Annotated in this window: 25 protein-coding genes; 10 read left to right on the forward strand and 15 right to left on the reverse strand. The window is 71.4% G+C overall.

The genetic code is table 11. The annotated features are described in order from the left end of the window. Positions 1 to 116: 116 nt before the first annotated feature. Genes ACFQVD_RS17255 through pyrR form a run of 3 tightly spaced genes read right to left on the reverse strand, consistent with a single transcriptional unit; the run spans position 117 to position 2,940 of the window. Entirely contained in the window at positions 117 to 1,445 is a 1,329-nt protein-coding gene (locus tag ACFQVD_RS17255) for a dihydroorotase (RefSeq protein WP_343979614.1), read from the reverse strand. Beyond that, a complete protein-coding gene (locus ACFQVD_RS17260) occupies positions 1,445 to 2,374 on the reverse strand; it encodes an aspartate carbamoyltransferase catalytic subunit (RefSeq protein ID WP_343979617.1) in 930 nt (309 codons plus the stop codon). The genes ACFQVD_RS17255 and ACFQVD_RS17260 overlap by 1 nt, the downstream gene beginning before the upstream one ends. Continuing rightward, a complete protein-coding gene (gene pyrR, locus ACFQVD_RS17265; RefSeq protein WP_281178467.1) occupies positions 2,371 to 2,940 on the reverse strand; it encodes a bifunctional pyr operon transcriptional regulator/uracil phosphoribosyltransferase PyrR in 570 nt (189 codons plus the stop codon). Before pyrR ends, ACFQVD_RS17260 begins: the two co-directional genes overlap by 4 nt. 321 nt (positions 2,941 to 3,261) lie before the next feature. On the opposite strand from pyrR, the gene ACFQVD_RS17270 reads away from it, so the two are divergent. From ACFQVD_RS17270 to ACFQVD_RS17280, 3 genes are all read left to right on the forward strand, one after another. Beyond that, entirely contained in the window at positions 3,262 to 4,506 is a 1,245-nt protein-coding gene (locus ACFQVD_RS17270) for an arginine deiminase (protein WP_343979626.1), read from the forward strand. A gap of 602 nt (positions 4,507 to 5,108) precedes the next feature. Continuing rightward, positions 5,109 to 5,603 (forward strand): transcriptional regulator BldD, encoded by a 495-nt coding sequence (bldD, locus tag ACFQVD_RS17275; RefSeq protein WP_030910010.1) that lies wholly within the window; start codon positions 5,109 to 5,111, stop codon positions 5,601 to 5,603. A 222-nt stretch (positions 5,604 to 5,825) separates the two neighbouring features. Then, positions 5,826 to 6,959, forward strand: coding sequence for a PP2C family protein-serine/threonine phosphatase (locus ACFQVD_RS17280; RefSeq protein ID WP_343979633.1), 1,134 nt, complete (start codon positions 5,826 to 5,828; stop codon positions 6,957 to 6,959). Between the two features lie 106 nt (positions 6,960 to 7,065). On the opposite strand, the gene ACFQVD_RS17285 is transcribed toward ACFQVD_RS17280, so the two are convergent. Together ACFQVD_RS17285 and ACFQVD_RS17290 are read right to left on the reverse strand one after the other, a co-directional pair. Continuing rightward, complete coding sequence (locus ACFQVD_RS17285; RefSeq protein WP_030910014.1) at positions 7,066 to 7,512, reverse strand: SAV_6107 family HEPN domain-containing protein; 447 nt, start codon at positions 7,510 to 7,512, stop codon at positions 7,066 to 7,068. Positions 7,513 to 7,881: 369 nt separating this feature from the next. Then, on the reverse strand, positions 7,882 to 8,685 hold the full coding sequence (locus ACFQVD_RS17290) for a L,D-transpeptidase family protein (protein WP_343979637.1): 804 nt from the start codon (positions 8,683 to 8,685) through the stop codon (positions 7,882 to 7,884). 119 nt (positions 8,686 to 8,804) lie between these two features. On the opposite strand from ACFQVD_RS17290, the gene ACFQVD_RS17295 reads away from it, so the two are divergent. Both ACFQVD_RS17295 and ACFQVD_RS17300 read left to right on the forward strand, forming a co-directional pair. After that, positions 8,805 to 9,281: a YbaK/EbsC family protein gene (locus tag ACFQVD_RS17295; RefSeq protein ID WP_386271527.1), complete on the forward strand. Its 477-nt coding sequence runs from the start codon at positions 8,805 to 8,807 to the stop codon at positions 9,279 to 9,281. 51 nt (positions 9,282 to 9,332) lie between these two features. Beyond that, positions 9,333 to 9,881, forward strand: coding sequence for a GNAT family N-acetyltransferase (locus ACFQVD_RS17300; protein ID WP_343979640.1), 549 nt, complete (start codon positions 9,333 to 9,335; stop codon positions 9,879 to 9,881). A gap of 24 nt (positions 9,882 to 9,905) precedes the next feature. Here the strand turns inward: ACFQVD_RS17300 and metF are convergent, their stop codons facing one another. Beyond that, positions 9,906 to 10,838: a methylenetetrahydrofolate reductase [NAD(P)H] gene (gene metF / locus ACFQVD_RS17305; RefSeq protein ID WP_343979644.1), complete on the reverse strand. Its 933-nt coding sequence runs from the start codon at positions 10,836 to 10,838 to the stop codon at positions 9,906 to 9,908. 401 nt (positions 10,839 to 11,239) lie between these two features. On the opposite strand from metF, the gene ACFQVD_RS17310 reads away from it, so the two are divergent. Beyond that, positions 11,240 to 12,307 (forward strand): polyprenyl synthetase family protein, encoded by a 1,068-nt coding sequence (locus tag ACFQVD_RS17310; RefSeq protein WP_343979646.1) that lies wholly within the window; start codon positions 11,240 to 11,242, stop codon positions 12,305 to 12,307. Positions 12,308 to 12,420: 113 nt separating this feature from the next. Here the strand turns inward: ACFQVD_RS17310 and thiE are convergent, their stop codons facing one another. From thiE to ACFQVD_RS17325, 3 genes are read right to left on the reverse strand one after another with little or no spacing between them, the layout of a single operon-like run. Beyond that, positions 12,421 to 13,062, reverse strand: a complete 642-nt coding sequence (thiE, locus tag ACFQVD_RS17315) for a thiamine phosphate synthase (RefSeq protein ID WP_343979648.1) — start codon at positions 13,060 to 13,062, stop codon at positions 12,421 to 12,423. Next, complete coding sequence (locus ACFQVD_RS17320; RefSeq protein ID WP_343979651.1) at positions 13,040 to 13,414, reverse strand: Rv2175c family DNA-binding protein; 375 nt, start codon at positions 13,412 to 13,414, stop codon at positions 13,040 to 13,042. Before ACFQVD_RS17320 ends, thiE begins: the two co-directional genes overlap by 23 nt. Before the next feature lie 50 nt (positions 13,415 to 13,464). Then, positions 13,465 to 14,643 carry an NAD(P)/FAD-dependent oxidoreductase gene (locus tag ACFQVD_RS17325; protein WP_343979655.1) on the reverse strand — a complete coding sequence of 393 codons (1,179 nt, stop codon included), beginning with the start codon at positions 14,641 to 14,643 and terminating at the stop codon, positions 13,465 to 13,467. 271 nt (positions 14,644 to 14,914) lie between these two features. On the opposite strand from ACFQVD_RS17325, the gene thiO reads away from it, so the two are divergent. The 4 genes from thiO to pknB all read left to right on the forward strand — a co-directional run bounded on the left by thiO (position 14,915) and on the right by pknB (position 19,025). Then, the gene (gene thiO / locus ACFQVD_RS17330; protein WP_343979659.1) at positions 14,915 to 16,051 is read left to right on the forward strand and encodes a glycine oxidase ThiO; all 1,137 of its coding nucleotides are present in this window, start codon (positions 14,915 to 14,917) and stop codon (positions 16,049 to 16,051) included. Next, the gene (thiS, locus tag ACFQVD_RS17335) at positions 16,048 to 16,248 is read left to right on the forward strand and encodes a sulfur carrier protein ThiS (protein ID WP_030910039.1); all 201 of its coding nucleotides are present in this window, start codon (positions 16,048 to 16,050) and stop codon (positions 16,246 to 16,248) included. Before thiO ends, thiS begins: the two co-directional genes overlap by 4 nt. A 5-nt stretch (positions 16,249 to 16,253) precedes the next feature. Beyond that, entirely contained in the window at positions 16,254 to 17,012 is a 759-nt protein-coding gene (locus ACFQVD_RS17340; protein WP_343979663.1) for a thiazole synthase, read from the forward strand. Between the two features lie 75 nt (positions 17,013 to 17,087). Next, positions 17,088 to 19,025 (forward strand): Stk1 family PASTA domain-containing Ser/Thr kinase, encoded by a 1,938-nt coding sequence (pknB, locus tag ACFQVD_RS17345; protein WP_343979666.1) that lies wholly within the window; start codon positions 17,088 to 17,090, stop codon positions 19,023 to 19,025. 46 nt (positions 19,026 to 19,071) lie between these two features. On the opposite strand, the gene alc is transcribed toward pknB, so the two are convergent. The 6 genes from alc to ACFQVD_RS17375 form a co-directional block, all read right to left on the reverse strand. Further along, positions 19,072 to 20,025 (reverse strand): allantoicase, encoded by a 954-nt coding sequence (gene alc / locus ACFQVD_RS17350; protein WP_343979669.1) that lies wholly within the window; start codon positions 20,023 to 20,025, stop codon positions 19,072 to 19,074. Positions 20,026 to 20,071: 46 nt separating this feature from the next. Then, positions 20,072 to 21,385 carry an allantoinase AllB gene (allB, locus tag ACFQVD_RS17355; protein WP_343979672.1) on the reverse strand — a complete coding sequence of 438 codons (1,314 nt, stop codon included), beginning with the start codon at positions 21,383 to 21,385 and terminating at the stop codon, positions 20,072 to 20,074. A gap of 124 nt (positions 21,386 to 21,509) precedes the next feature. Continuing rightward, positions 21,510 to 22,721 carry a glycerate kinase gene (locus ACFQVD_RS17360; RefSeq protein WP_386271531.1) on the reverse strand — a complete coding sequence of 404 codons (1,212 nt, stop codon included), beginning with the start codon at positions 22,719 to 22,721 and terminating at the stop codon, positions 21,510 to 21,512. Positions 22,722 to 22,853: 132 nt separating this feature from the next. Next, positions 22,854 to 24,239, reverse strand: a complete 1,386-nt coding sequence (locus tag ACFQVD_RS17365; RefSeq protein ID WP_343979680.1) for an 8-oxoguanine deaminase — start codon at positions 24,237 to 24,239, stop codon at positions 22,854 to 22,856. Beyond that, entirely contained in the window at positions 24,236 to 24,742 is a 507-nt protein-coding gene (locus ACFQVD_RS17370) for a (2Fe-2S)-binding protein (RefSeq protein WP_343979683.1), read from the reverse strand. The genes ACFQVD_RS17365 and ACFQVD_RS17370 overlap by 4 nt, the downstream gene beginning before the upstream one ends. Next, entirely contained in the window at positions 24,742 to 25,617 is an 876-nt protein-coding gene (locus ACFQVD_RS17375; protein ID WP_343979803.1) for an FAD binding domain-containing protein, read from the reverse strand. Before ACFQVD_RS17375 ends, ACFQVD_RS17370 begins: the two co-directional genes overlap by 1 nt. Between the last annotated feature and the right edge of the window lie 2 nt (positions 25,618 to 25,619).

Consider the following 25,619-nt stretch of genomic DNA (forward strand, 5'->3'; position numbering starts at 1 on the left):
CACCCCGATCATCTCGGCTACAGCTCCGCAAAGTATGAAATATCTGGCACATCGGTCCGCCGTCGCCGCACCGGGCGGAACGCCCCCACGTCCCGGTGCGGGAAGGCGGGAGGTCCTCACGTGAGCTTCCCGTCCAGGACCGTCGGCCTGCCGCGCAGGAAGGTCGCCACGACCCGGCCGGGCAGGGTAAGGCCCTGGTAGGGGGTGTTGCGGCTCTTGGAAGCGTAGCCCGCCGGGTCGACCGCGGCGCGCACCGCCGGGTCGTAGAGGGTGAGGTTGGCCGGCGCGCCGACCTCGATCGGCTGCCCGTGTCCCCGAAGCCTGCCGATCCTGGCCGGGGCGCAGGACATCCGCTCGGCGACACCGGCCCAGTCGAGCAGCCCCGTCTCCACCATCGCCTCCTGGACCACCGCGAGCGCCGTCTCCAGGCCGATCATGCCCATCGCGGCGGCGGCCCACTCGGCCTCCTTGTCCTCGACCGGGTGCGGGGCGTGGTCGGTGGCCACGCAGTCGATCGTGCCGTCGGCCAGGGCCGCGCGCAGCGCCTCGACGTCGGCGCGGGTGCGCAGCGGCGGGTTCACCTTGTAGATCGGGTTGTAGGAGCCGACCGGGGAGTCCTCGACGAGGTCGTCGGTCAGCAGCAGGTGGTGCGGGGTCACCTCGGCGGTGACGTCCCAGCCCTTGGACTTGGCCCAGCGGATGAGCTCCACCGAGCCCGCCGTGGAGACGTGGCAGATGTGCAGGCGCGAGCCGACGTGCGCGGCCAGCAGGCAGTCGCGGGAGATGATCGCCTCCTCGGCGACCGCGGGCCATCCGGTCAGGCCCAGCCTGCCGGAGACCGCGCCCTCGTTCATCTGCGCGCCCTCGGTCAGCCGCGGCTCCTGGGCGTGCTGGGCCACGACGCCGTCGAACGCCTTGACGTACTCCAGCGCGCGGCGCATGAGCACCGCGTCGGAGACGCACCTGCCGTCGTCGGAGAAGACCCGCACCTGGGCCGCCGAGTCGGCCATCGCGCCGAGTTCGGCCAGGTGTTCGCCGCCCAGGCCGACCGTGACGGCTCCGACGGGCTGCACGTCGCAGTAGCCCGCCTCCTGGCCCAGGCGCCAGACCTGCTCGACGACGCCGGCGGTGTCGGCGACCGGGTCGGTGTTGGCCATGGCGTGCACGGCGGTGTAGCCGCCGAGGGCGGCGGCGCGGGTGCCCGTGGTGACGGTCTCCGCGTCCTCACGCCCCGGCTCGCGCAGGTGGGTGTGCAGGTCCACCAGACCGGGCAGGGCGATCAACCCCTCGGCCTCGACGGTCTCGACGGTCTCGCCGACGCTCAGCCCCTGGCCGATCTCCACCAGGAGACCGTCGCGGATCAGGATGTCGGCGGGCTCCCCGCCGAGGATCCTGGCGCCCCTGATGACGATGCCGTCACGCGTGGTCCCGATGCGGTCGTTCATCAGATCTCTCCCCCGAGGTCGGCGCCGCCAAGCAGCAGGTACAGAACGGCCATGCGTGCGGTCACACCGTTGGCGACCTGCTCGACGATCGTCGAGCGCGGCGAGTCGGCCACCTCGGCCGCGATCTCCATTCCCCGGTTCATCGGGCCGGGGTGCATCACGATGGCGTGGTCGGGCATTCTGGCGACGCGCTCGCGGTCGAGCCCGTAGCGGCGGCTGTACTCCCGCTCGGTGGGGAAGAACGCCGCGTTCATCCGCTCGCGCTGCACGCGCAGCATCATCACCACGTCGGACTTGGGCAGCATCGCGTCGAGGTCGTAGGAGACCTCGCACGGCCAGGAGTCGACGTTGACCGGGAACAGGGTCGGCGGGGCGACCAGGGTCACCTCGGCACCGAGGGTGGCCAGCAGCAGCACGTTGGAGCGGGCCACCCTGCTGTGCAGCACGTCGCCGACGATGGTCACTTTCCTGCCGTCCAGCGAGCCCAGGCGGCGGCGCATGGTGAAGGCGTCGAGCAGGGCCTGGGTGGGGTGCTCGTGGGTGCCGTCACCGGCGTTGACGACACTGCCGCGCACCCAGCCGGCCAACCGGTACGGGGCGCCCGAGGCGCCGTGCCGGATGACGACGGCGTCGGCGCCCATCGCCTCCAGGGTGAGCGCGGTGTCCTTGAGCGACTCGCCCTTGGAGACGCTGGATCCCTTGGCGGAGAAGTTGATGACGTCCGCCGACAGGCGCTTGGCCGCGGCCTCGAAGGAGATCCTGGTCCGGGTGGAGTCCTCGAAGAAGAGGTTCACCACGGTGCGGCCCCGCAGGGTGGGGAGCTTCTTGATGGAACGTTCCGAGATCTTCGCCAGCTCGTCCGCGGTGTCCAGGATGAGCAGGGCGTCGTCACGGGTCAGATCGGCCGCCGAGATCAGGTGCCGCTTCACCGGCCCTCCTCCTTCAGCAGCAGGACCGCGTCGCGGCCGTCGTTCTCCTCCAGGTAGACCTTGACGCTCTCGGACTTGGAGGTCGGCAGGTTCTTGCCCACGTAGTCGGGGCGGATGGGCAGCTCGCGGTGGCCGCGGTCGACCAGGGTGGCGAGTTGCACGGCCTGCGGGCGGCCCAGGTCGTTGAGCGCGTCGAGCGCGGCACGGACCGTGCGGCCGGAGTAGAGGACGTCGTCGACGAGGACGACGGTCCTGCCGTCGATGCCGTCGGCGGGCAGTTCGGTGCGGCCCAGCGCGCGGGCGGGACGCAGGCGCAGGTCGTCTCGGTACATCGTGACGTCGAGGGAGCCGACGGGCACGGAACGGCCCTCGAACTGCTTGATGTGGGCGGCCAGGCGGCGGGCCAGGTGGACCCCGCGCGTGGGGATGCCCAGCAGGACGACGTTCTCGCCGCCCTTGGTCCGTTCAAGGATCTCGTGGGAGATGCGGACCAGGGCCCGGTTGATATCGGGCTGCTCGAGAACGGCGCGCGCACCGCTCAGCGCATGCGAAATGGCATCGGTCAAGGAGTAACACCACCTTTCCCGCCTCACAGGACGGGTCTTAAAGGAAGTCAGCGCTCTTACGTTACCAGCCGTTCGAAGGCTCGCCCTGACCGGCCCCACCTCGGCGGATGCCGGACACCGCCCCAGGGATCTTCCCAAAAGTGAATAAATATCGTGATCTTCACTGACTTCCCATGGTTCTGGCGGGTATGCGCTTTAGATCCGTACCAACGCGAGGTATGGCGAGCGCGCCCACGGAGACCCACAGAGGCCCACAGAGACCCACGGTGTCCGGGGCGCCGCCCTCCCGACTCTCTCGTCACCAGCCGCGAAGGAAGAGAAATGGCCTTTCACGTCGACTCCGAGGTCGGCCGGCTCCACCAGGTCCTGCTTCATCGGCCCGAACTCGCCCTGAAACGGCTCACGCCCTCGAACAAGGACGACTTCCTCTTCGACGACGTGCTGTGGGTGCAGCGCGCGGTGGAGGAGCACGAGGAGTGGCAGAGGCTCCTGGTCGACCAGGGGGTCACCGTCCACATGCTCTCCGACCTGCTCCACGAGACCGTCGAGATCCCCCAGGCGCGCAAGCACATCCTGGACGGCATCGCCGACGAACGCTACTTCGGCCCGATGGCCGTCGACGCCATCCGCAACGCGCTGGACTCGATGGACTCCACGATGCTCCAGCGCTATCTCACCGGCGGCATCACCAAGCGCGAACTGGTGGACATGGGCACCGATCCCAAAAGCCTCGCCTTCCACACGCTCAGGCCGGACGACTTCGTCCTGCCCCCGCTGCCCAACCACCTGTTCACCCGCGACACCTCCTGCTGGATCTACGACGGCGTCTCGATCAACGCGATGAGGAAGAAGGCCCGCCGCCGCGAGACGGTCAACATGGAGGCGATCTACCGCTACCACCCCGCCTTCGCCTCCGGCTACGACCGGCCCGAGGAGGGCGGCTACCACGTCTGGATGCCCGGCATCCCCGCGGCTCCGGCCACCATCGAGGGCGGCGACGTGCTCGTCATCGGCCGGGGCGCGGTGCTGGTGGGGATCAGCGAGCGCACCCAGCCGCAGGCTGTCGAGATGCTCGCGCGGAGCCTGTTCGCGAAGGGCGCCGCGACCAGGATCGTCGCGCTGGACATGCCGAAGGCGCGGGCCTTCATGCACCTGGACACGGTGATGACCAACGTGGACGTCGGGGTGTTCACCAAGTTCGCGGGGCTGGGCATGCTGCCCTCCTACACCGTCGAGCCCGGCGACAACGAGAAGGAACTCAAGATCACCGACCATCCCCCCGAGGACATGCACAGAGCCATCGCGCGGGCCGTCGGCCTGGACGACATCAAGGTCCTCAGCGCGACACAGGACGTGTACGCCTCCGAACGGGAGCAGTGGGACGACGGCTGTAACGTGCTGGCCCTGCGACCCGGCGTGGTCGTGGCCTACGAGCGCAACACCACCACCAACAACCACCTGCGCCGCAACGGGATAGAGGTCATCACGATCCGGGGCAGCGAGCTCGGCAGGGGCCGGGGCGGCCCGCGCTGCATGAGCTGCCCGCTGGAACGCGACGGCGTCTGAGCCCTCCCGGCGGCCGGGCGGATCGCCGCCACGAAAGGCACCGCCGAGGTGAGGAGCCCGGCTCGCCCGCCTCCGCCGCCCGCGTCCCGATCGGGGCGTCGGGCGAGGCAGGCGGCCGCCGGCGGGCCGCCGCGGAGACGGCACCGGCGAGCCTCGACCGGCATGCGGGCACACCGCCGATCCGCACCGTCCGGATGGACGGGATCGTCGCACCGGGTATTCCTCCCGGCCGCGTCGTCGAAGATCATACTCTTGTCGCCGCACCCGAAGATGATGTTGCCCGAATCCTCCGGAAGAAGCCAGAATCCAGCGAAAATCCCGTAAAAACTAGAGGTTTCGCGATGCACGGTAGGACAACTACCGCGTTTGAGGCGGACCACATCGGACCGGATTCGACATCTTTTTTCCAATCAGCTTGACCTTAGGCGCCCACAGCTTTACCGTCACTGTCCGTAACCACACCTCGTGGCGTTATCGGGTGAACCCTGACGCACCGGTCATCGAAGACGCCTCCCCGGGCGCCAACCCGGTGACCGGGGCATAAGTTGCGAGGTAGCACAATCAAGTTGAGAGCAGTACATACAGAGCCGGGGGGCCACACCATGCCGTCTGAGTACGCCAAGTCGCTGGGTGCACGACTCCGCGCCATTCGCACCCAGCAGGGCCTGTCCCTGCATGGAGTCGAAGAGAAGTCCCGCGGGCGCTGGAAGGCGGTCGTCGTGGGCTCCTACGAGCGTGGCGACCGTGCCGTCACCGTGCAGAAGCTTGCCGAGCTGGCCGATTTCTACGGGGTGCCGGTCTCGGAGTTGCTGCCCGGAGGGGCTGCCCCCAGCCCGCTGGGCCCGACACCGAAACTTGTGATCGATCTTGAGCGCCTTGCCCAGCTCCCCAAGGAGAAGGCCGGTGCGCTTGCCCGCTACGCGGCCACCATCCAGAGCCAGCGCGGCGACTACAACGGCAAAGTGCTGTCCATCCGCCAGGAGGACCTCCGCTCCCTTGCCGTGATCTATGACAAGTCCCCCAGCGAGCTCACCGAGGAGCTCATCGGCTGGGGAGTCCTGGACCCCGAGGCGCGCCGCGCCGTCGAGTCCTTCTGACCGTCTGACCGGTCGTGGGTGCGCCGGAACCGGCGTGCCCACCCCGCCCCGCCCCGAAAAATCTTGCTCTCAGCAGAACGTTGGCTGCATTCCGCCCCGGCCCACGGCCACTGTGGTAGGAAAAGGCAAACATTCGATTGGCGAGATACGGTGGACATGACTTCGGGAGATGATCGGCTCGATCACTCTCGGCCGCGCCCAAAAAGCCGCCTCCACTCGGTCATGGTGTCGCTGGGATCGACCAAGACGCGCACCTTCCTGCGGTTGCTGGCGTCGATCGGCACCACCGGGACTCAGGACACCCTGAAGCTGCTGCCGTTCGTCGTCATGGCCGTGGTGGCCGTGATCGACTTCGGCTCGGGCCCCACGTCCGGCCTTCTCCCGCTGCTCGCCCTCGGCCCGGCCTTCGCCAGTGTGGCCTGCGGCCTGGCCCGCACCACCGTGATCGGCGTCGTCGCCCTGGTGCTGTGCGTCGCGCTCGGCCTCTACAACGACATCCTCTGGACACCGCGTACCAACATCACCATGTTCGCCATCCTCGGCGTCACCGTGGCCAGCGTGCTGGCCAGCGCCGGGCGGCTGCGCCACGAACGCCAGCTCGCCGACGTGCGCTCGGTGGCCGAGGCCGCCCAGCGGGTGCTGCTGCGCCCTGTGCCCCGCCGCGCCGGTCCCGGCATAGGCGTGGCCGTCTCGTACACCTCCGCCACGGCCGAGGCCAGGATCGGCGGTGACCTGTACGAGGTCGTCACCACCCCGCACGGGGTCCGGATCATCGTGGGAGACGTGCAGGGCAAGGGCCTGGAAGCGGTGGAGACCGCGGCCGTGGTGCTCGGCGCCTTCCGGGAGGCGGCCCACGACGAGAAGAAGCTCCAGGGCGTCGTGGCACGGCTGGAGAAGGCACTGACCCGCGAGTTGTCCGGCGAGCAGTTCGTGACCGCCGTGCTGGCCGAGATCCGTGGCGGTTCCACCATCGCCGTCATCAACTGCGGCCACCCCCCGCCCATGGTGCTGGACGCCGAGGGCACGATCTGGTTCGCCGACCCGCCGGATGAGGCCCTGCCGCTGGGCATGAGCGCACTACAGGCCAGCAAGCCGCAGCCGCACCACATCCCTTTCGAGCCGGGAGACCAGGTCCTCTTCTACACCGACGGGGTCATCGAGGCGCGCAACGGGTTCGGCGAGTTCTACCCGCTGCCGGAGCGGGCGCACCTGCTGGACGGTGAGGACGACCCTCAGGGGTCGCTGGACGCGCTCCGCGCGGACCTGCTCCAGCACGTGGGCAGACCGCTGGGCGACGACGCCGCCATGCTCCTGCTGCGCCACCGCGCCGTCCAGGAGAACTCCTCGGCGGCGTAGACCGCCGCGGGTCCTGCCCGCCGAGGCCGGCCGGACGGCGCCCCCCGCGTCGTCGACGGTCACCGCGACACCGTCCGGCCGACCCTCGCCAGGACGGAGAGGAACCCTAGCCCGCCAGGGGGACGTGGCCGGGGAGCACGGGTTGCGCCGGCACCCCGAGCAGGTTCTCGACCTCGACGACGAAGCGCTCCGCCTCGGAGATGAGCTCCTCGGCGTCTCGCGACGACACCGTGCGGGTCAGCCCCGCCTCGGCGGCGGCCCGCTTGGCCGCGCTCGTCTCGAAGTAGGGCGCCCACTCGGCCAGCCGGGGCTCGGCCTCGGGGAGCAACTCCCAGGCGCTGCGCAGCCTGCGCCTGCGGCCCTGCATGGGACGGGGTCGCGCGGCCAGGACGGCGGCGGCCGCCCTGAGCGCCGCGAGGTGGGCCGCGACATAACGAGCGGCGGAGGTCCGGGCGGCGGCGGCCTCTTCGAGGCAGTCACGCGCGTCTGTGAGGTGCGCTCGCACCGTGGGGGAGAGTCGGGGCCCACCGGAATCGCCGAGCCGAGGGGTCATGTGCGTCAGCCTCCTTGGTCGCAAGCGGCTCCCGGCGTTTTCACCGGCGGTGTCAACATTCGCAGACCCCACCGACAAATCCACCGGGTGGCCGGACGAGGAGCTTCCCCTCTCCCCGTCCGCCCCGACCTGGGCCCGATCGTCTCCTCCGACGACGTGGATCCGGCCGACCACCCTGGACACGGGTTACCAGACCCGCGTCATTACATCGAACATAAATTCGACCACTAATACTGTCAAGTAAAACAGCGAACAAAAGTTCGATCTTCCGATATGACAGACATGACGGAGGCCCCGGGAGATCTCCGTCTCCCGGGGCCTCCGCTCGCCGAGCGCCGATCCGCCCGCCGGTTCGCCCGATCCGCCGCGCTACCGGGCGAACCTGCCCCGGACGTGCACCGGCACCCCGGTGCCGAGCAGACCGGGAAGGACCTCCGCCACGTGCATCGGCAACCGGACACAGCCGTGGGAGGCGGGTGCCAGCGGCACCGACAGCGCGCCGTGGAAGGCGATGCCGCCGTTGAAGAAGATCGGGTTGTAGAGCTGGCCCAGGTAGGACTTGTGCCAGCCGTCCCTGCGCCAGGTGGTCTTGTAGTCGCCCGTCGGCGTGCGGGCGTCGCCGCAGAACCGCTGGGTCTTTCCCTCCCAGGTGGCCGTCTCGCAGTAGGCGATCCCACTGCCCGAGGAGGTGTGGCTGATCAGCCGCACCGCGCCGTCGACGTAGAGGACCATCACCTGGGTGGCGAGGTTCACCTCCACCCGGGTCGGCTTACCCCCGGGGACGAGCACCTTCGGCGCCAGCGGACTCTCCAGGGCCTGCCAGGTCCTGCGCGCCACCGTGCTGGTCGGCGAGATGCCGTTGACCTTCTGGAAGGCCCAGATCGCGGTCAGGGTCGCACCGCCGTAGCGGCCGTCGATCCTGCCCGGGGCGTAGCCGAGCTCGGCCAGCCTCTCCTGGAGCGCCTTCACCGGGGCGCCCTTCGCGCCGAGCCTGAGCGTCTTGCCCGGTGCGACGAACCGGGACGCCTCGGTCCTCGTCGCGACGGCCGGCGCGGCCGAGACCGCGGCCTGGGCCTCGGCGACGCCCGCGGAAAGGGTGACGCCCACGGAAGAGAGGAGCACGGCCCCCGCCGTCATCAGCGCGGCCGCTCCCAGCCGCTGTCCAACCCCCACTTTCCATCAACTCCTCATATCACTATGGATCAGGTCAAGGGACCATAGCGCACGGGTTCCCCGTGCAAGCGACCGGTTATGAAGCGGAAATCAACGGTCAACCCGTTTAGAGTGGCCAGGTGCCAGAAAAGTTGCATCCGAACGTTGAGAAAGTCGCCGCCGTGCTCCGTGAGCACGCCGTCCCCGGCGAGATCGTCACCTTCGCCGAGGCCACCCCGACCGCCGCCAGCGCCGCCGCGCAGCTCGGCTGCGAGGTCGGCGCCATCGCCAACAGCCTGATATTCGACGCCGACGGCGAGCCGCTCCTGGTACTGACCAGCGGAGCCCACCGGGTCGACACCGACCTGATCGCCGGGACGGCCGGTGTGGCGAAGGTGAAGCGCGCCGACCCCGCCTTCGTGCGGGCGGCCACCGGCCAGGTCATCGGCGGCGTCGCCCCGGTCGGCCACCCCGCCCCGGTCAGGACGCTGGTCGACACCTGGCTGGGCAAGTACGACGTCGTCTGGGCCGCCGCCGGCCACCCGCACACCGTCTTCCCGACCTCCTTCGACGAGCTCGTCCGCATCACCGGCGGAGTCCCCGTCGAGGTCGAGTGACCGCGATCCGGCGATGACCCGCGTCATGTCCTCCCTGCTAGGGTGCGACGCGTGATCGGACTGCGACGGATCGGCCCCGACGAGTTCACGCTCCGGTTGGACGCGGTCCTTGACGTCTACACCGAGGCGATGAACCCGCCCGCCGACCAGATCGCCGGTCGCAAGGCGATCATGGGGAGCCACGCCACCAACCCCGCCTTCACCTGCCTGTTCGCCGAGCTCTCCGACGGCACCCCGATAGGCATCGCCTACGGTTTCCACGGAGTCTCCGGCCAGTGGTGGCACGACGTGGTCCGGCGGGCCCTCGCCGAGAAGCACGGCGAGGGCAGCGCCCGCGGCTGGCTGGGCGACGCACTGGAGCTCGCCGAGATCCACGTCCGCCCCGACTACCAGGGCAAGGGCATCGGACGGTCAATGATCATGGGAATATGCGCGGGCCGCCTGGAGCGCACCGCCGTGCTGTCCACCCGTGACCGGCCCACCGCGGCCCGGCACCTCTACCGGAGCCTCGGCTTCGCGGACCTGCTCACACAGTTCGTCTTCCCCGGCGGGCACGAGCGCTACGCGATCCTCGGGGCGGTCCTTCCGCTGGACGGCTGAGCCGCCCAGCGGGAGACTTCCCGCTCAGCCCCCCAGCGAAGGGGCCTTCGGCGTGTGGTCAAGCGCCTGGAAGACCTCGCGGGTCGCGCTGGAGCGGTTGAAGGTGATGAAGTGGATGCCGGGCGCGCCCTCGTCGAGCAGGGTCTGGCAGAGCTCGGCGGCGAGCTCGATGCCCAGGCTGCGCACGGCGGCCGGGTCGTCGGCGACGGCCGCGAACCTCTCGGCCACCTCGGGCGGGAACGGCGCGCCGGAGAGCTGCTCCGACCTGGCGATGGTGCTCATCTGCGTGACGGGCATGATGCCCGGGATGATCGGTGTGTCACAGCCGCTGGCCGCCACCCGGTCACGGAGCCGCAGGTAGTCGTCCGCGCGGAAGAACATCTGGGTGATCGCGTAGTCGGCGCCCGCCCGGCACTTGCGTACGAAGTACTCGGTGTCGGACTCGATCGAGCGCGACCTGGGGTGCTTGTAGGGGAAGGCGGCCACGCCCACGCAGAAGTCGCCGGACTGGCGGATGAGCCTGACCAGTTCCTCGGCGTACAGGACGCCCTCGGGGTGGCGCACCCACTCGCCCGTCACGTCGCCCGGCGGGTCGCCCCGCACGGCGAGGATGTTGCGAACGCCCGCCCCGGCGAACCGGCCGACCAGGTGGCGCAGCTCGCGGATGGAGTGGTTGACGGCCGTGAAGTGGGCGACCGGGGTCAGCGTGGTCTCATGGGCGATCCGCTCGACGATGTCGACGGTGCGGTCGCGGGTGCTGCCTCCGGCACCGTAGGTGACGGAGACGAAGGTGGGTTGTAGCGCCTCCAGCTCGCGGACGGCACGCCAGAGCTGGCGCGCTCCCTCATCGGTCTTCGGGGGGGAGAACTCGAAGGAGAACGAGTGGGCACCGGCGGCGAGGAGTTCGCGGACGGTGGCGACACGATCTGGAAGAACGGACGGGCGACCCAGAGCCATGGGGCAAGGATACCGACCCGGCCGCTCGGATGCCCGATCAGATCGCGGCCGCCCACGGAGTGACCTTCACGCGGAACAACCGTTCTTCTAGATCGAAATATCCCCTTAGACCGTTAATCTCATTACTTGACCTCGTCCCGGCGCCGAAGCCGGAGGATCCCAACTTTCATAGATTGGGTTTCCTGCCTCATGACCAGTCGCGCGAAACCCGGAGGTGTCGTGTCTCGCACCGGCCCCACAACCGTTCCGCCTCTCCACCGCCCCGGCGGGCAGGCTCGTGCCGGCCATGCGTACGGTGGTCGGGGGGTCATCACCGCCGGACACGGTGCCAGGGCGTGCGGCACCGTACCGCGTTTCCTCCCCAGAGCTGAAGCCCAGGGTTTCCATACCGGAGGTATTCGATGATCACTTCTGCAACCGCGCTGGACATGATCCGGTCCGAGGTCGACCATGCTCTCCGGCGGTTCGTCGAACAACAGCGTCCGCAGGTCAGCGCTCCAGAGCTGGCCCCTCTTGTCTCCGCGGCCGAGGACTTCCTCTCGGGCGGCAAGCGGCTGCGCCCCGCCTTCTGCTACTGGGGCTGGCACGGTGCGGGCGGGGGCGACGACCCCGCGCTCTTCGCCGCGGCCGCCTCCCTTGAGCTGCTCCAGGCGAGCGCCCTGGTGCACGATGACGTGATGGACGCCAGCGACCTGCGCCGGGGCATGCCCTCGGCGCACCGCAGGTTCGAGGAACTGCACAGAAAGGCGGGCTGGCACGGCTCCGCCGAGCAGTTCGGCGAGGGTGCGGCCATTCTGCTGGGCAACCTGATGCTCATCTGGTCCGGTGAGATGTGGCGCAACAGCGGCCTGCCGGCCGCCTCGCTGGCGGCGGCGCAGAAGGTGCACGACGACATGCGCACCGAGTTGATGTGCGGCCAGTATCTCGACCTGCTGGAGCAGGCGCACGGCGAGGGCACCTTCGACAGCGCGCTGCGAGTCGCCCTCTTCAAGAGCGGCAAGTACTCCGTGGAGCAGCCGCTCCGGCTCGGGCTGGTACTGGCCGCCCAGGGCAGGGAGCCCTGGATCGACCGGCTCTGCGAGGAGTACGGGCGGTCCGTGGGCATCGCCTTCCAGCTTCGCGACGACATCCTCGGCGTGTTCGGCGACCCGGGCGAGACCGGCAAACCGGCCGGCGACGATCTCCGCGAGGGCAAGCGGACGATGCTCATCGCCCGCACGCTCGCCGCCGCCTCGGCCTCCCAGGCACAGGTGGTACGCACCACGCTCGGTGACCCGGACCTGGACGAGGCCGGAGTGGACCGGCTGCGCCGGATCATCGAGGAGACGGGGGCTCTCGTGGCGTGCGAGGACCTGATCAAGGGATACCTGGAGAACGCCCTCGGTTCGCTGGAGGGCGCCCCGATCCGGCCCGACGCCCGGGAGGCCCTGGCCGACCTCGCGGTGGCCGCCACCTCCCGGAGCACCTGAACCGCGTATCCGAACCACGCATCCGAACCGCGCGCCTGATCCGTGCACCGGGCCGGTGCCCTCGGCGTCCCGTCCGCCCGGCCGGAGACACGCTCCCGCCGGGCGGAAGGACCTCAGACGGAGGCCGCCAGCCTCCGCCTGAACTCCTCCGCCGCCGCCTTGGGATCGTCGGCCTCGGTGATCGCCCGCACCACCACGACCCGGCGCACCCCATGGGAGATGACCTCGTCCAGGTTGGTGAGGTCGATGCCGCCGATGCCGAACCAGGGCCGCTCGGTCTCCAGGGCCGCGGCATGCCTGAGCAGGCCGGGGCCCGGAGCGTGCCTGCCGGGCTTGGTGGGCGTCGGCCAGATCGGGCCACAGCAGAAGTAGTCGACGCCGGGCTCGACCGCCGCGGCGGACGCCTCCTCGGGGGCGTGAGTGGAACGCCCGATGAGGATGTCGTCGCCGAGCATGTCGCGCACGACCGGCACCGGCAGATCGCCCTGGCCGAGGTGGAGCACGTCGGGGCGGATCGCGTAGGCGATGTCGGCCCTGTCGTTCACGGCCAGGAGCTTGCCGTGCCGGTCGCAGGCCTCGCGGAAGACGGCGAGGAGGTCGAGCTCCTCGCGCGCCTCAAGACCCTTCTCGCGCAGCTGCACGATGTCGACCCCGCCCGCCAGGGCGGCGTCGAGGAAGTCCGCGAGATCTCCCCGGTCACGCCGTCCGTCGGTGCACAGATACAGACGGGCGTCAGAAACCGAGGGCCTGGGCACGTCTCTTCACTTCCGTGTGGCGGCCCGCCACGATCGCGTCGACCGGCGAGCCCGGCAGCGTGTCGTCGGGGGTGAAAAGCCAGCGGAGCGACTCGACGTCGTCGTATCCGGCGTCGAGGAGCACCGTGAGAGTGCCCGGCAGCCCCTTGACGACGTCCCCGCCGGCGAGGAAGGCCGCGGGGACCTGTGGCTCGCCACCGCCCCTGCGCACTCCGATGAGCTTGCGGTCCTTGAGAAGTTGCTTGGCGCGACCGGCGCTCAGGTTGAGCCTTCTGGCAACCTCGGTCAGGGTGAGCCACTCGCCCACCAACTGGTCGGTCTCCCGGTCGATCTGCGCAACAGAAAGCGTCACGAATCCACCACTACCACATCGAGCCCTTCGCCAAACACCTGGCGGCGAGGTTACGCCACCGTACAGTCGCGCAACGCTATCGCAGGGTCGGCGAGGCGATTGACGTCGAGGCGCCGTCCACCCTCGATGAGGCGGCGCCCCTGGACGAGGTCGCGGGGGCGGTTGACCGAGAGGACCGCGGCGAGCCGGTCGTCCTCGGTCACCCAGCACACCGCCCACCTGGTGTTTCCCTCGGCCTCCGGGTCGCCGCGCCGGATCAGGCGGGCGCCGTCGTGGTACCCGGCGTACTGGACCATGTGGCCGAACTGCTCGGACCAGAAGTAGGGGACCGGGTCGTAGACGGCGACGTCGCCGACGAGCGTGGCCGCGGCCACGTCCGGGGCGCCCAGGGCGGTGTCCCAGTGCTCGACGCGGAGGCGCACCCCGTAGCGGCGCGACCACCAGGCCGCGCAGTCGCCCACGGCGACCACTCCGGGCAGCGAGGTGCGCAGGTGCTCGTCGGTGACCACGCCGTTGTCGAGCCGGACACCGGAGCCGGCCAGCCACTCGGTCGCGGGCCGCACGCCGACGCCCGTGACGACCACGTCGGCCTCGACCGCGGAGCCGTCGGCCAGGGTGAGTCCCCCCTGGTCGACCGAGGCGACCATGGTGCCCAGGCGCAGGTCGACGCCGGCCTCCGCGTACCAGGCGGCGGTGTACGCGCCGACCTGGCCGAGCGCGGCGGACAGCGGGACGTCGGCCGCCTCGATCACGGTCACGGCGCATCCCGCCCTGCGGGCGGCGGTGGCCACCTCGGCGCCGATCCAGCCCGCGCCGATCACGGCGACCCTCGTCCCCCTGCCGAGCAGGGAACGCAGCCGGAGCGCGTCGTCGATGGTGCGCACCACGTGCTGCGGGCCGTCCCCGCGCAGCCGGATCGGACGCGCGCCGGTGGCGATGACCAGGCCCTCGTAGGCCAGCTCGCCCTCGGTGGTCTCGACCACGCCGGGGTGGAGCCCCTTGGCGGAGACGCCCGCGCGGAAGTCGACCTCGAGCGCGTCGAGGTCGGAGTCGACGACGGTGGAGTCGGTCTCGCCGAGCAGCACCCCCTTGGACAGGGGTGGACGGTCGTACGGTCTGTGCCGCTCCTCCCCGATCAGCGTGATCCTGCCGCCGAACCCGCGGGCCCGTAACGCCTCGACGCTGCGTACGCCGGCCAGACCGGCGCCTACCACCACGACATGATTCACACTTCCCGACCATAAGCGTCAGCACCGTACTCCTACCAACGGTCGTTGATAACGAAAACGGTATTTACCTCACATCTGACGCTCTAAGCGTGTTGCCGGACCCCTTAGGGTGGGGGGAAGACGCGCGGGAGCCCGGAACGCACCGGGCTGAGAGGAGGGCCGCGGAGCGACGAAGGACCCGGCGCGAGCCAGGTCCGGAGACGACCGCGAGCGGGCCCTCGACCGCCACGAACCTGATCCGGGTCATGCCGGCGAAGGGAGCGGAGTACACATGGCGGACCATTTCCACCTCCTCGTCGTCGGCGGGGGGGTGATCGGACTGTCGGTGGCCTGGCGTGCCGCCGGCCGGGGACTGAAGGTGGCGGTGGCCGACCCCGCGCCCGCCTCCGGCGCCTCGCACGCGGCGGCGGGCATGCTGGCCCCGGTCAGCGAGGTCACCTACACCGAGGAGCCGCTGCTGCGACTGGGCCTGGCCTCCCTGGAACGCTGGCCCGCCTTCGCCGCCGAACTGGCGGACGCGAGCGGGCACGACCTCGACCACCGCGCCGACGGCACCCTCGACGTCGCCTTCGGCTCGGACGATCTGGCCGCGCTGGACGATCTCGCCGCCTTCGTCGCCAAGCTGGGGTTGTCCGCCGAGCGGCTCACCGGCCGCGAGTGCCGCCGCCTGGAACCCATGCTGGCCCCCGCGGTCCGCGGCGGCATGCTGGCGGGCGGCGACGCCTGGGTGGACCCCAGGAAGGTCACCAGCGCGCTCCTCACCGCCCTGGAGCGGGCGGGCGGCACCCTGGTGCGCGCCCGGGTGGCCGGGCTGCTCACGGCCGCCGGAGCGGTCACCGGGGTGCGGCTGGCGACCGGCGAGAGCGTCGGGGCCGAGCGGGTGGTCCTCGCCGCCGGCGCCTGGTCGGGTTCCCTGCCGGGGATGCCGCCCGAGGCACTGCCCCCGGTGCGGCCGGTCAAGGGCCAGATCATGCGGCTGCGCTCCCCCGCGCCGATCCTGCGGCGATGCGTGCGCGGGGTCGTGCACGGCTCGAACGTCTACCTGGTGCCGCGCGGCGACGGCGAGGTCGTCCTCGGCGCCACGCAGGAGGAGATGGGCTTCGACACCCGTGTCACCGCCGGTGGGCTGTGGGAGCTGCTGCGCGACGCGCGGGAGCTCGTCCCCGGCGTGACCGAGCTGGAGGTGGCCGAGGTCGTCGCGGGACTGCGCCCCGGCACCCCGGACAACCTGCCGCTGGTCGGTCCCACGATCGTGCCCGGTCTGCACATGGCCACCGGGCACCACCGGGGCGGGGTACTGCTCGCCCCGCTCACCGCCGACCTCTGCTCGGGCGAGAGCGACCCGGAGCTCTCCTCGATCTGCTCACCCCTCCGCTTCCAGGAGCACCCACCGCAGGAGCTGTCATGAACGTGACCATCAACGGCGCCGCGCACGAGCTGCCCGCCGGGGCGACCGTCGCGCAGGCCGTGCAGCGGCTGACCGGCATGCGGAGCGGGGTGGCCGTCGCGGTGAACGACGAGGTCGTCTCGCGCGGCGCCTGGGAGGCCACCGCGCTCGCGGAGGCCGACAGGGTCGAGGTGCTCACCGCGGTTCAGGGAGGATGAGCGGCATGGTGGACGATCTGATCATCGGCGGCGAGAAGTTCTCCTCCCGTCTCATCATGGGCACCGGGGGCGCCCCGTCCCTGGAGATCCTCGACGCGGCGCTCGCCGCCTCGGGGACCGAGCTGACCACCGTCGCGATGCGGCGGCTCGACCCGGCCGCGCGGGGCTCGGTGCTCGACGTGCTGCGCCGGCGCGACATCAGGGTGCTGCCGAACACCGCGGGTTGCTTCACCGCCGGGGAGGCCGTGCTGACCGCCAGGCTGGCCAGGGAGGCGCTGGAGACGAACTGGGTGAAGCTGGAGGTCATCGCCGACGAGCGCACCCTGCTGCCCGATCCCATCGAGACCTTCGACGCCGCCGAGCGGCTGGTCGCCGACGGGTTCGTGGTGCTGCCCTACATCGGCGACGACCCCGTGCTGGCACGCAGGCTGGAACAGGCGGGCTGCGCGGCGGTGATGCCGCTGGGGGCGCCCATCGGTTCCGGCCTCGGCATCCGCAACCCGCACAACATCGAGCTGATCGTGGAGTTCGCGAGCGTGCCGGTGATCCTGGACGCGGGGATCGGCACGGCCAGCGACGCGGCACTGGCCATGGAGCTGGGCTGTGACGCGGTTCTGCTGGCCACCGCGGTCACCCGTGCGCAGCGTCCGGAGCTGATGGCGCAGGCCATGCGCTCGGCCGTCGCGGCGGGCCGGGCGGCCCGCCTGGCCGGACGGATACCCCGGCGTCGCTACGCGGAAGCCTCCTCCCCTCTTCATCGATAGAAAACGACCACGTCTCGGCATCGGTTTGGGATTCAGGGACCCTGTCGGCGTCAAATCGCCCGTAAACTCGGCCACGTGGACACGACGCTTACGGACCCCCTGGTCGGGAAACTCCTCGACGGGCGTTACCGCGTCGAGTCCCGGATCGCCCGGGGCGGAATGGCGACCGTCTATCTGGCCCTGGACATCCGGCTCGACCGCACTGTCGCCGTGAAGGTGATGCACCGCTCGCTCGCCGAGGACCCCGCCTTCGTACGGCGGTTCATCGGCGAGGCCAAGTCGGTGGCGAGCCTGTCGCACCCCAACGTGGTGCACGTCTTCGACCAGGGCACGGATGGCGACAACGTCTACCTCTCGATGGAGTACGTGCCGGGCCGGACCCTGCGCGACGTGCTTCGCGACCGTGGCAGGCTGCCCGCCCGCGAGGCACTGGAGGTCATGATCCCGGTGCTCGCCGCGCTGGGCTCGGCCCACCAGTCGGGCCTGGTCCACCGGGACGTCAAGCCGGAGAACGTGCTGCTCGCCGACGACGGCCGGGTCAAGGTGGTGGACTTCGGCCTGGCCCGCGCGATCGAGGCGACCAACCAGACGCGCACCGGTGTCATGATCGGCACCATCGGCTACATGTCCCCCGAGCAGGTCACCTCGGGGGCCGCCGACGCCCGCAGCGACGTCTACGCGGCCGGCATCATGCTGTTCGAGCTCCTGACCGGCCGCCAGCCGTACGAGGGCGACACCCCGATGTCGGTGGCCTACCGGCACGTACACGACACGGTGCCCGTGCCCTCCGCGCTGCTCCCCGGCTCTCCCCCGCTGCTCGACACCCTGGTGGCCAGGGCGACGGCCCGCGATCCCGCGAACCGTCCCGCGGACGCCACCGCGCTGCTGGTCGCCGCCGTCGACGCGCACCGGATGCTGCCCAGGGAGAGCGGCCCGGTGCCGTCCGTCCCCGTCGGGCCGCCGCACACCCACGAGACCACGGTGTCCGCACCGCCCGCGCCGGCCAACCACACGCTGATCCAGCCCCGCGTCGAGTTGCCCACCGGCCCGGTAAGCGACCAGCCGGCGCCCGTGCCCCCGGCGCGCAGGATGTCCGGCGCCCGCTGGTTCCTGCTCGCGCTGGCCGTGGTCATGGTGATCGCGGTGGGGGTGACCGGCTGGCTGTTCTCGCAGAACACCACCATCGTGGTGCCCTCCGCCCTGGTGGGCAAGAACATCACGGTCGCCACCAGCGAGGCCAGACAGCGCGGCTTCACCGTCGAGGAGGGCGAGGCCGAGCATGACGAGAAGGTGCCCAAGGGCAGCGTGCTCCGCACCGACCCCGTGGCGGGCACCGAGGCCGAGCCGGGGAGCAAGCTGATCCTGATCGCCTCGGCCGGCCCCAAGCGGGTCGCGGTGCCCAACGTGGTGGGCATGACCGAGCCCCAGGCCAGGAGCAGACTGGCGGAGGACTCGCTCGTCGCCGGCAAGGTCAGGAAGCAGGCCAGCGACACCGTGCCGCGCGGCCAGGTGATGCGGACCGTGCCGGCCGTGGGAAACCCGGTCAAGGAGGGCAGCAAGGTCGACCTGGTCATCAGCGCGGGTCTGCTCATGCCGGACGTCATGGGCATGCCCCGCGACCAGGCGGACGGGGTGCTGCGCGGGGCGGGATTCGTTCCCGAGTTCGTCGAGCAGACCGACGCCGCCCAGCCGTGCACGGTCATCGCCCAGGATCCCCGCCCCAAGGCCGAGACCGACAAGGGCGCCGTGGTCCGGCTGACCCTTTCGCAGTGCGCCAGCGAGTGGCACTGGCCCTGGGAGAACAACGGCGAGCAGCCTCCCGGCGACGGCGGCAACGTCGTGCAGATCCCGAACATCATGTTCAAGGACTTCAGGGCGGCGCGCGACGAACTGCGCGCCGCGGGGGTCACGGTGAAGCTGAGGCGGACCCTGGGCAAGGGCAGGGTGCTGGCCCAGATCCCGCCGGGCGGCCAGACCGTCCCGGTCGGCACCGAGGTCACCATCTGGTACTGACGGCCGGGCGGGCCCGGTACCCGCGCCGGGGCGGACCTCCGCGCGCTCAGCCTTCGGTCAGGAAACCGTGCAGGCGGATCCTGGCGAGACCGCCGTCGGGGTGGATGTCCACCCTGGCGTACGCGGCCTCGGGCGCGTCGGTGACGCGGAAGCGGTGCCGGGTGTCGGGCAGCAGGCGGGTCCTGGGCAGCAGCGGGAACCAGGTGACGCCGTCCGCGCTGCCGGTGACGGAGACCTCGGCGGGAGCGTTGAACACCAGGTTGGTGGTGTCGATCTCGGCGAGCCTGACGATCCCGGGCCCCGCCAGGCGAATGACCAGCCAGTCGTTGCCGCCGTCGCGACGGCGGGCGGTCTCCCAACCCTCGGCCTGGTGGCGGGCGAGGCCCGGGGAGATGGCGTTGTTGGGCGAGGAGTAGAACTCGTCGGAGCAGGCGGTGACGAGCGCGCCGTTCTCCAGTGCGGCCAGGTCCAGGCCGAGTCCCTCGTACACCGACAGGTCGGGCCTGACCTCGCCGTGCACCCGCAGCCTGGCGATGCCCCCGTCGGGGAACATGTTCAGCCGCACGTGGGTGTGGCGGCGCTCTCCGGACACCTCGAAGAAGTGCTCGGCGTCCCCCTTGAGGTCGCTCATGGGAACGATCTCCACCCAGTCGGCCGCCTCCAGCTCGGCGACCGTCGGATGGCCCTCGGCCTCGCACGCCTCGACGGAGGCGTGCGGCGGGTAGTTTCCCTTGAACCAGGCGGTGTCGATCACGACACCCCGGATCACCCCGGGCATGCCGAGTCTGACCAGGGCCCAGTCGTGGCCGGGCTCGCGCCGCCTGCGGGTCTCCCAGCCGTCGTAGACCTGGCCCTTGGCGCCGAAGGTGTGCGGGCGGAAGCCGGGGCGCCCCGGCCTGATGAGGCTCTCCTTCTCCGCGAAGGACTCGTCGTTGGCCGCGATCACCGAGCCACCGAGGGCACGCAGGGCGAGGTCGGGCAGTGCGGTGAACTCGATCAAGAAGAGAACCTTTCTCGCGAGGGGCGAAGTCCCGGCCGCGGGAGCGCTAAAGCAGGACGCCGCCGAAGTCCTTCCCCACGGCCCGGCCACGCAGCCAGGTCGTGCGGACCATGCCCGTGAGCGTCCTGCCGTGATAGGGCGTGACCGGGTTCCTGTGGTGCAGCCTGGCGACGTCCACGGTGTGCACCGCGTCGGCGTCGAAGGCGACCAGGTCCGCGTCGGCGCCCTCGACGATGGCGCCCTTGCCGCGCAGCCCGGCCAGTTCGGCCGGGCTGGTGGCCATCCAGCGCACGACGTCGCCCAGACCGTACCCGCGCCGCGCCGCCTCGGTCCAGACCGCGGTCAGGCCGAGCTGCAGGGAGGAGATACCGCCCCAGGCGGCGGCGAAGTCGGGCACCTTCAGGTCGGGGGTGGAGGGCGAGTGGTCGGAGACGACGCAGCCGAGCACCCCGTCGGCGAGCCCGCGCCAGAGCTCGTCGCGGTTGGCCGCGGCACGGATCGGCGGGCAGCACTTGAACTGGGTGGCGCCCTCGGGCACCTCTTCGGCCACCAGCGTGAGGTAGTGCGGGCAGGTCTCCGCGGTGAGCCTGATCCCCTGCCGCCTGGCCCTGGCCAGCGGTTCCAGGCAGAGCGCGGACGACACGTGCAGGATGTGCGCCCGCACCCCGGTCTCCGCGGCCAGCGCGGCGACCCGCTCGACGGCACGGCGCTCGGCCTCCCCCGGGCGGGAGTCGAGGAACTCCGGGTACCGCGGTCCCACCGGGTCCGCGAGCAGCGCGGGGTCCTCGGCGTGCACGACCAGCAGGCCGTCAAAGGAGGCGATCTCCACCATGGCCGCCCGCAGCCCGTCCGTGTCCAGCGGCGGGAACTCCTCCACCCCCGACGGGGACAGGAAGCACTTGAACCCGCGTACCCCCGCCTCGTGCAGCGCCCTCAGGTCCGCGACGTTGCCGGGGATCGCGCCGCCCCAGAAGGCGACGTCCACCGCGCACCGCCCGTCCGCGGCGCTCCTCTTCACCGCCAGGGCCTCCGCGTTCACGGTCGGCGGCAGCGAGTTGAGCGGCATGTCCACGATGGTGGTCACCCCACCCGCCGCGGCGGCCCGGGTGGCGGAGGCGAATCCCTCCCAGTGGGTCCTGCCGGGCTCGTTGACGTGCACGTGGGTGTCGACGAGGCCCGGCAGCAGCGCGACGTCGCCGAGGTCGACCTGCTCGGCGGCGTTCAACCGGGCGTCGTGGGCGTGCATCCCGACGATCTTCCCGTCCCTGACCGCGACGGCCGCCGGTCCCTCCTTCCCGGGCAGCACGGCCCGGCGGGAGCGGATGACCAGATCCGGCACGTCCTCAGCCCTCGCACTCATCGGCTCTCCGTTCCTGCCTGCTTCTCGCCGCGGCACGTGCCGGTCCGAGCGCCCGTACCCGGCGTCCCCTTCCCGCTCCCGCGGCCCTCTTTCCCGCCGCGCCCGGACGTCGCCGGAACGGCGCTCAAAGGTGCCTCTCGGCGACCGTGCGCGCGAGCCGTTCGATCAGCGGGCCCGGCTGCGACATGCACACGGCCGGATCGGGCTCGATGTCGGTGAGCGCGTAGGCGGCCGTGATACCCGCCGCGCTCAGCTCCTCGTCGCCGAGAGCCCGGCGCCCGCAGACCACGACGACGGGGACCCCCGCTTTGGCCGCGGCGCTCGCGACCCCCGCCGGCGCCTTGCCGCGCAGCGTCTGCTCGTCGAGCGAGCCCTCACCGGTGACGACGAGGCGCGCGCCCTCCAGGCTGTCGTGGAATCCGAGCAGGTCGAGGAGGTATTCGATGCCGGGCCGGAACTCGGCGGCCAGGAAGGCCAGCGCGGCGAATCCCACTCCCCCCGCGGCACCGGCGCCCGGCTGCCCGGCCACGCCCATCGAACGGACGACGCCGTCGTGCTCGGCGGCCCCGACCAGGCCGTGGGTGTGTGCGGCGACGGCGGCCAGCCGGGCGAGGGCGGCGTCGAGCAGCCTCACCTCGTCGGGGCTCGCGCCCTTCTGCGGCCCGTACACGGCGGCGGCTCCGTGCGGACCGAGCAGCGGATTGTCCACGTCGCCCGCGACGACGAACTCGACATCATCAATCTTGATAAGGCCGGATTTATCGATTTTTGCCAGGTCGCCGAGGGCGGCTCCGCCGAACGGGAGCTCCCGCCCGTCGGCGTCCAGGAAGCGGACGCCGAGCGCCCGCATCATGCCCGCGCCCCCGTCGGTGCAGGCGCTGCCGCCGAGACCGAGCACGATCCGCCGGGCCCCGCGCCGTACGGCGTGGGCGATCAGCTCGCCGGTGCCGTGGCTGGTCGCGGTGAGAGGTGCCGTCTCGACGCCCTCGTGCGCGAGCGAGCCCGCCGCCGAGGCGGCCGGCAACCGCCGCAGCCCTGACGCCTCGGCCAGCTCGACGACCGCGGTGGCCACGTCTCCTTCCCCGAGGGCGTCGCGCCAGGCGTAGGAGGCGAGTACCGGCTCACCGACGGGGCCGGTGACCTCGACCTCGACCCGGGTGAACCCGCAGGCCACGACCGCGTCCACGGTGCCGTCACCGCCGTCGGCCACCGGCAGCGCGACCGTGGCGACGCCGGGCCCGAGACCCGCGGCGATCCGCGCGGCGACCTCGGCACCGGTCAGCGAGCCCTTGAACTTGTCCGGGGCGATAACGACATGTCCCGACGACTCAGACAACCCTGCTCCCCAATGGCGGATGGGCGGCACGCGCCACCCGCCCGTGCGAGCCGGTGGGGAGCGGATGCCTGACCCCGGTGAAACGGAGCACAATCATCACATCCACCGACGGGCGCCCCCGACACCCGGTCCTCATCCGCCGACCTCCTGGCCCGCGGTGAAGCCCTGCTCGGCGGCCAGCCGCATGAGGCGGCGATGGGCCTCGCCACCGGCGCGGCCGAGTTCGTCCTGGGCGACGGTGCGCAGCTCGTCGTCCTCGACGACGGTCTCACCGCCCACCAGCAGCCGGGCCAGCGGTGGCTGCCGGGTGCCGAAGACCAGGGCGCAGACCGGGTCGGCGACCGCGGAGGCGAAGGCCCCGGTGCGCCAGAGGGCGATGTCGGCGAGCTTTCCCACCTCCAGCGAGCCGAGCTCCTCCTGCCGGCCCAGGTTCCTCGCCCCGCCCAGGGTGGCGATCTCCAGGGCCTGACGGGCGGTGAGCGCGGTGGGCCCGTACCTGGCCCGCTGGAACAGCAGGGCCTGGCGCATCTCGCCGGAGAGCGAGGTGAGCTCGGCCGAGGCGCTGCCGTCCACCCCCAGGCCGACGTTCGCGCCCCTGCGCAGCATCTCGGAGACGCGTGCGATGCCGGCGCCGAGGCGGCCGTTGGAGCTCGGGCAGTGCGCGGAGCCGGTACCGGTCTGGGCGAAGACGTCGATGTCGCCGTCGCTCAGGTGGACGGCGTGGGCGAACCACACGTCCGGGCCGAGCCAGCCGAGCTTCTCCATGTAGTCGACCGGGCGCTGCCCGACCTGCCGCAGGCAGTGCTCCTCCTCGTCGAGGGTCTCGGCGAGGTGCGTGTGCAGCCGTACCCCCTTGGACCTGGCCAGCGCGGCGGCCTCGGTCATCAGGTCGGCGCTGACGGAGAACGGCGAGCAGGGGGCGACCGCGATGCGGAGCCTGGAGGAGAAGGACGGGTCGTGGTAGGTGTCGACGGCCTCGGCCGTGGCGTCGAGGATCTCGTCGAGCCGTTCGACCACCACGTCCGGCGGCAGGCCGCCCTGCGACCTCCCCCGGTCCATCGAGCCCCGGGCGGGGTGGAAACGGAGCCCGACCTCCCGGGCCGCCTCGATCTCCGCGGCGAACAGATCCCCGCGTCCCTTCGGGAAGATGTAGTGATGGTCGCTGGAGGTGGTGCAGCCGGACAGGGCCAGATAGCCCAGCCCCGCGCCCGCCGCGCCCTTCACCACCTCGGCGTCCATGGCGGCCCACACCTGGTAGAGCGCCGTCAGCCACTCGAACAGGGTGGCGTCCTGGGCGAGCCCCTGGGAGGCCCACTGGTAGAGGTGGTGGTGGGTGTTGACCAGGCCGGGAGTGGCCAGGCAGCCGGTGCCGTCGATCCTGACCGCACCGGGTACGGCCGGGGCGGGGCCCGCGCCGAGGGCCACGATCCGGTCACCCTCGACGTGGATGTGCCCCGTGGGGATCTCCGGGCCCACGACCGGGGCGATGTGCACGTTCTCGATCAGGATGGTGCTCAACGAGACCCCTTCTCCTCGCCACGCGGCCCCGAACCCGCACCGGCCTTGCGGGCCGCGGCGAGACGTACCGCGTCGAGGATCTTCTCGTAGCCGGTGCACCGGCACAGGTTGCCCGCCAGGGCCTCGCGGATCTCGGCGTCGGACGGGCGCGGGATCCGCTCGATCAGGTCGTGGGCCTGGACGACGAGGCCGGGGGTGCAGAAACCGCACTGGACGGCTCCGCATTCGACGAACGCCTCCTGGACCGGGTCGAGCCGGTCGCCGTCGGCGAGTCCCTCGACGGTGCGGACCACGCGGCCCTCGGCCTGCCCCGCCGCGACCAGGCACGCGCAGACGGGCACCCCGTCGAGGTAGACGGTGCAGGAGCCGCACTCGCCCTGCTCGCACGCGTTCTTGGAACCCGGCAGGCCCACTCGTTCGCGCAGGACGTACAGGAGGCTCTCGCCCTCCCAGACGTCGTCGGCGCTCTCGCTGCGGCCGTTGACCGTGAAGGTGACGCGCATCAGCCTGCCCTCCTCTCGAAGCGCCCGGAGCGCAGCTCGTTCCACGCCCAGGTCAGGGTGCGCCGCGCCATCACCGCGATGGCGTGGCGCCGGTAGTCGGCGGTGCCGCGCACGTCGTCGATCGGCGAGGCGGCCTCGGCGGCCAGCTCACCGAAGCGCCCGAGCAGCGCGGGGTCGAGCCGGGCCTCCCAGTCGAGTTCGGCGGCCAGGAACTCCTCGGCCGCGACGGCGCGCCGGGGAGTCGGGGCGGCCGAGCCGATGCCGGTGCCGACCCGGCGCTCCGCGGGATGGAGCGCGATCGCGAACGAGCAGACCGCGATCACCATGGCGTTGCGGGTACCGACCTTGGAGAAGTACTGCGGGCCGCTCGCGGGGCTCATCCAGAACGCCCTGATCAGCTCGTCGGGTTCCAGCGCGTTGCGCTTGACCCCGAGGTAGAAGGCCGCGGCCGGGATCATCCGCACGCCCCGGGCGGCGGAGGCGACCTCGATGACCGCGTCCCCCGCGAGCAGCGGCGGATGACTGTCCCCCGCGGGCGAGGCCGCGCCGAGATTGCCTCCCACCGTGCCCCGGTTGCGGATCTGCGGCGAGCCGACGGTGCGGGAGGCCTGGGCCAGACCCGGCAGCCGGTCGCCCAGCTCGGCGATCAGCCGGGCGTACGACACGCCCGCACCGACCCTGAGCCTGCCGTCCGCCTCCTCGCTCCAGGTCGCGAGCTCGGCGATCCGGTTCAGGTCGAGCAGCCCGGCGGGCCTTCGCACGTCGAAGTTGAGCTCGACCATCATGTCGGTGCCGCCCTGTATGGGTGCCACCTCCGGCCGGTCCGCCTTGGCGGCCAGCGCCTCCGCCCAGGTGGCGGGTCGCAGGAAATCCATGG

The sequence above is a fragment of the Streptosporangium amethystogenes subsp. fukuiense genome (assembly GCF_042665875.1).
Taxonomy (GTDB): domain Bacteria; phylum Actinomycetota; class Actinomycetes; order Streptosporangiales; family Streptosporangiaceae; genus Streptosporangium; species Streptosporangium fukuiense.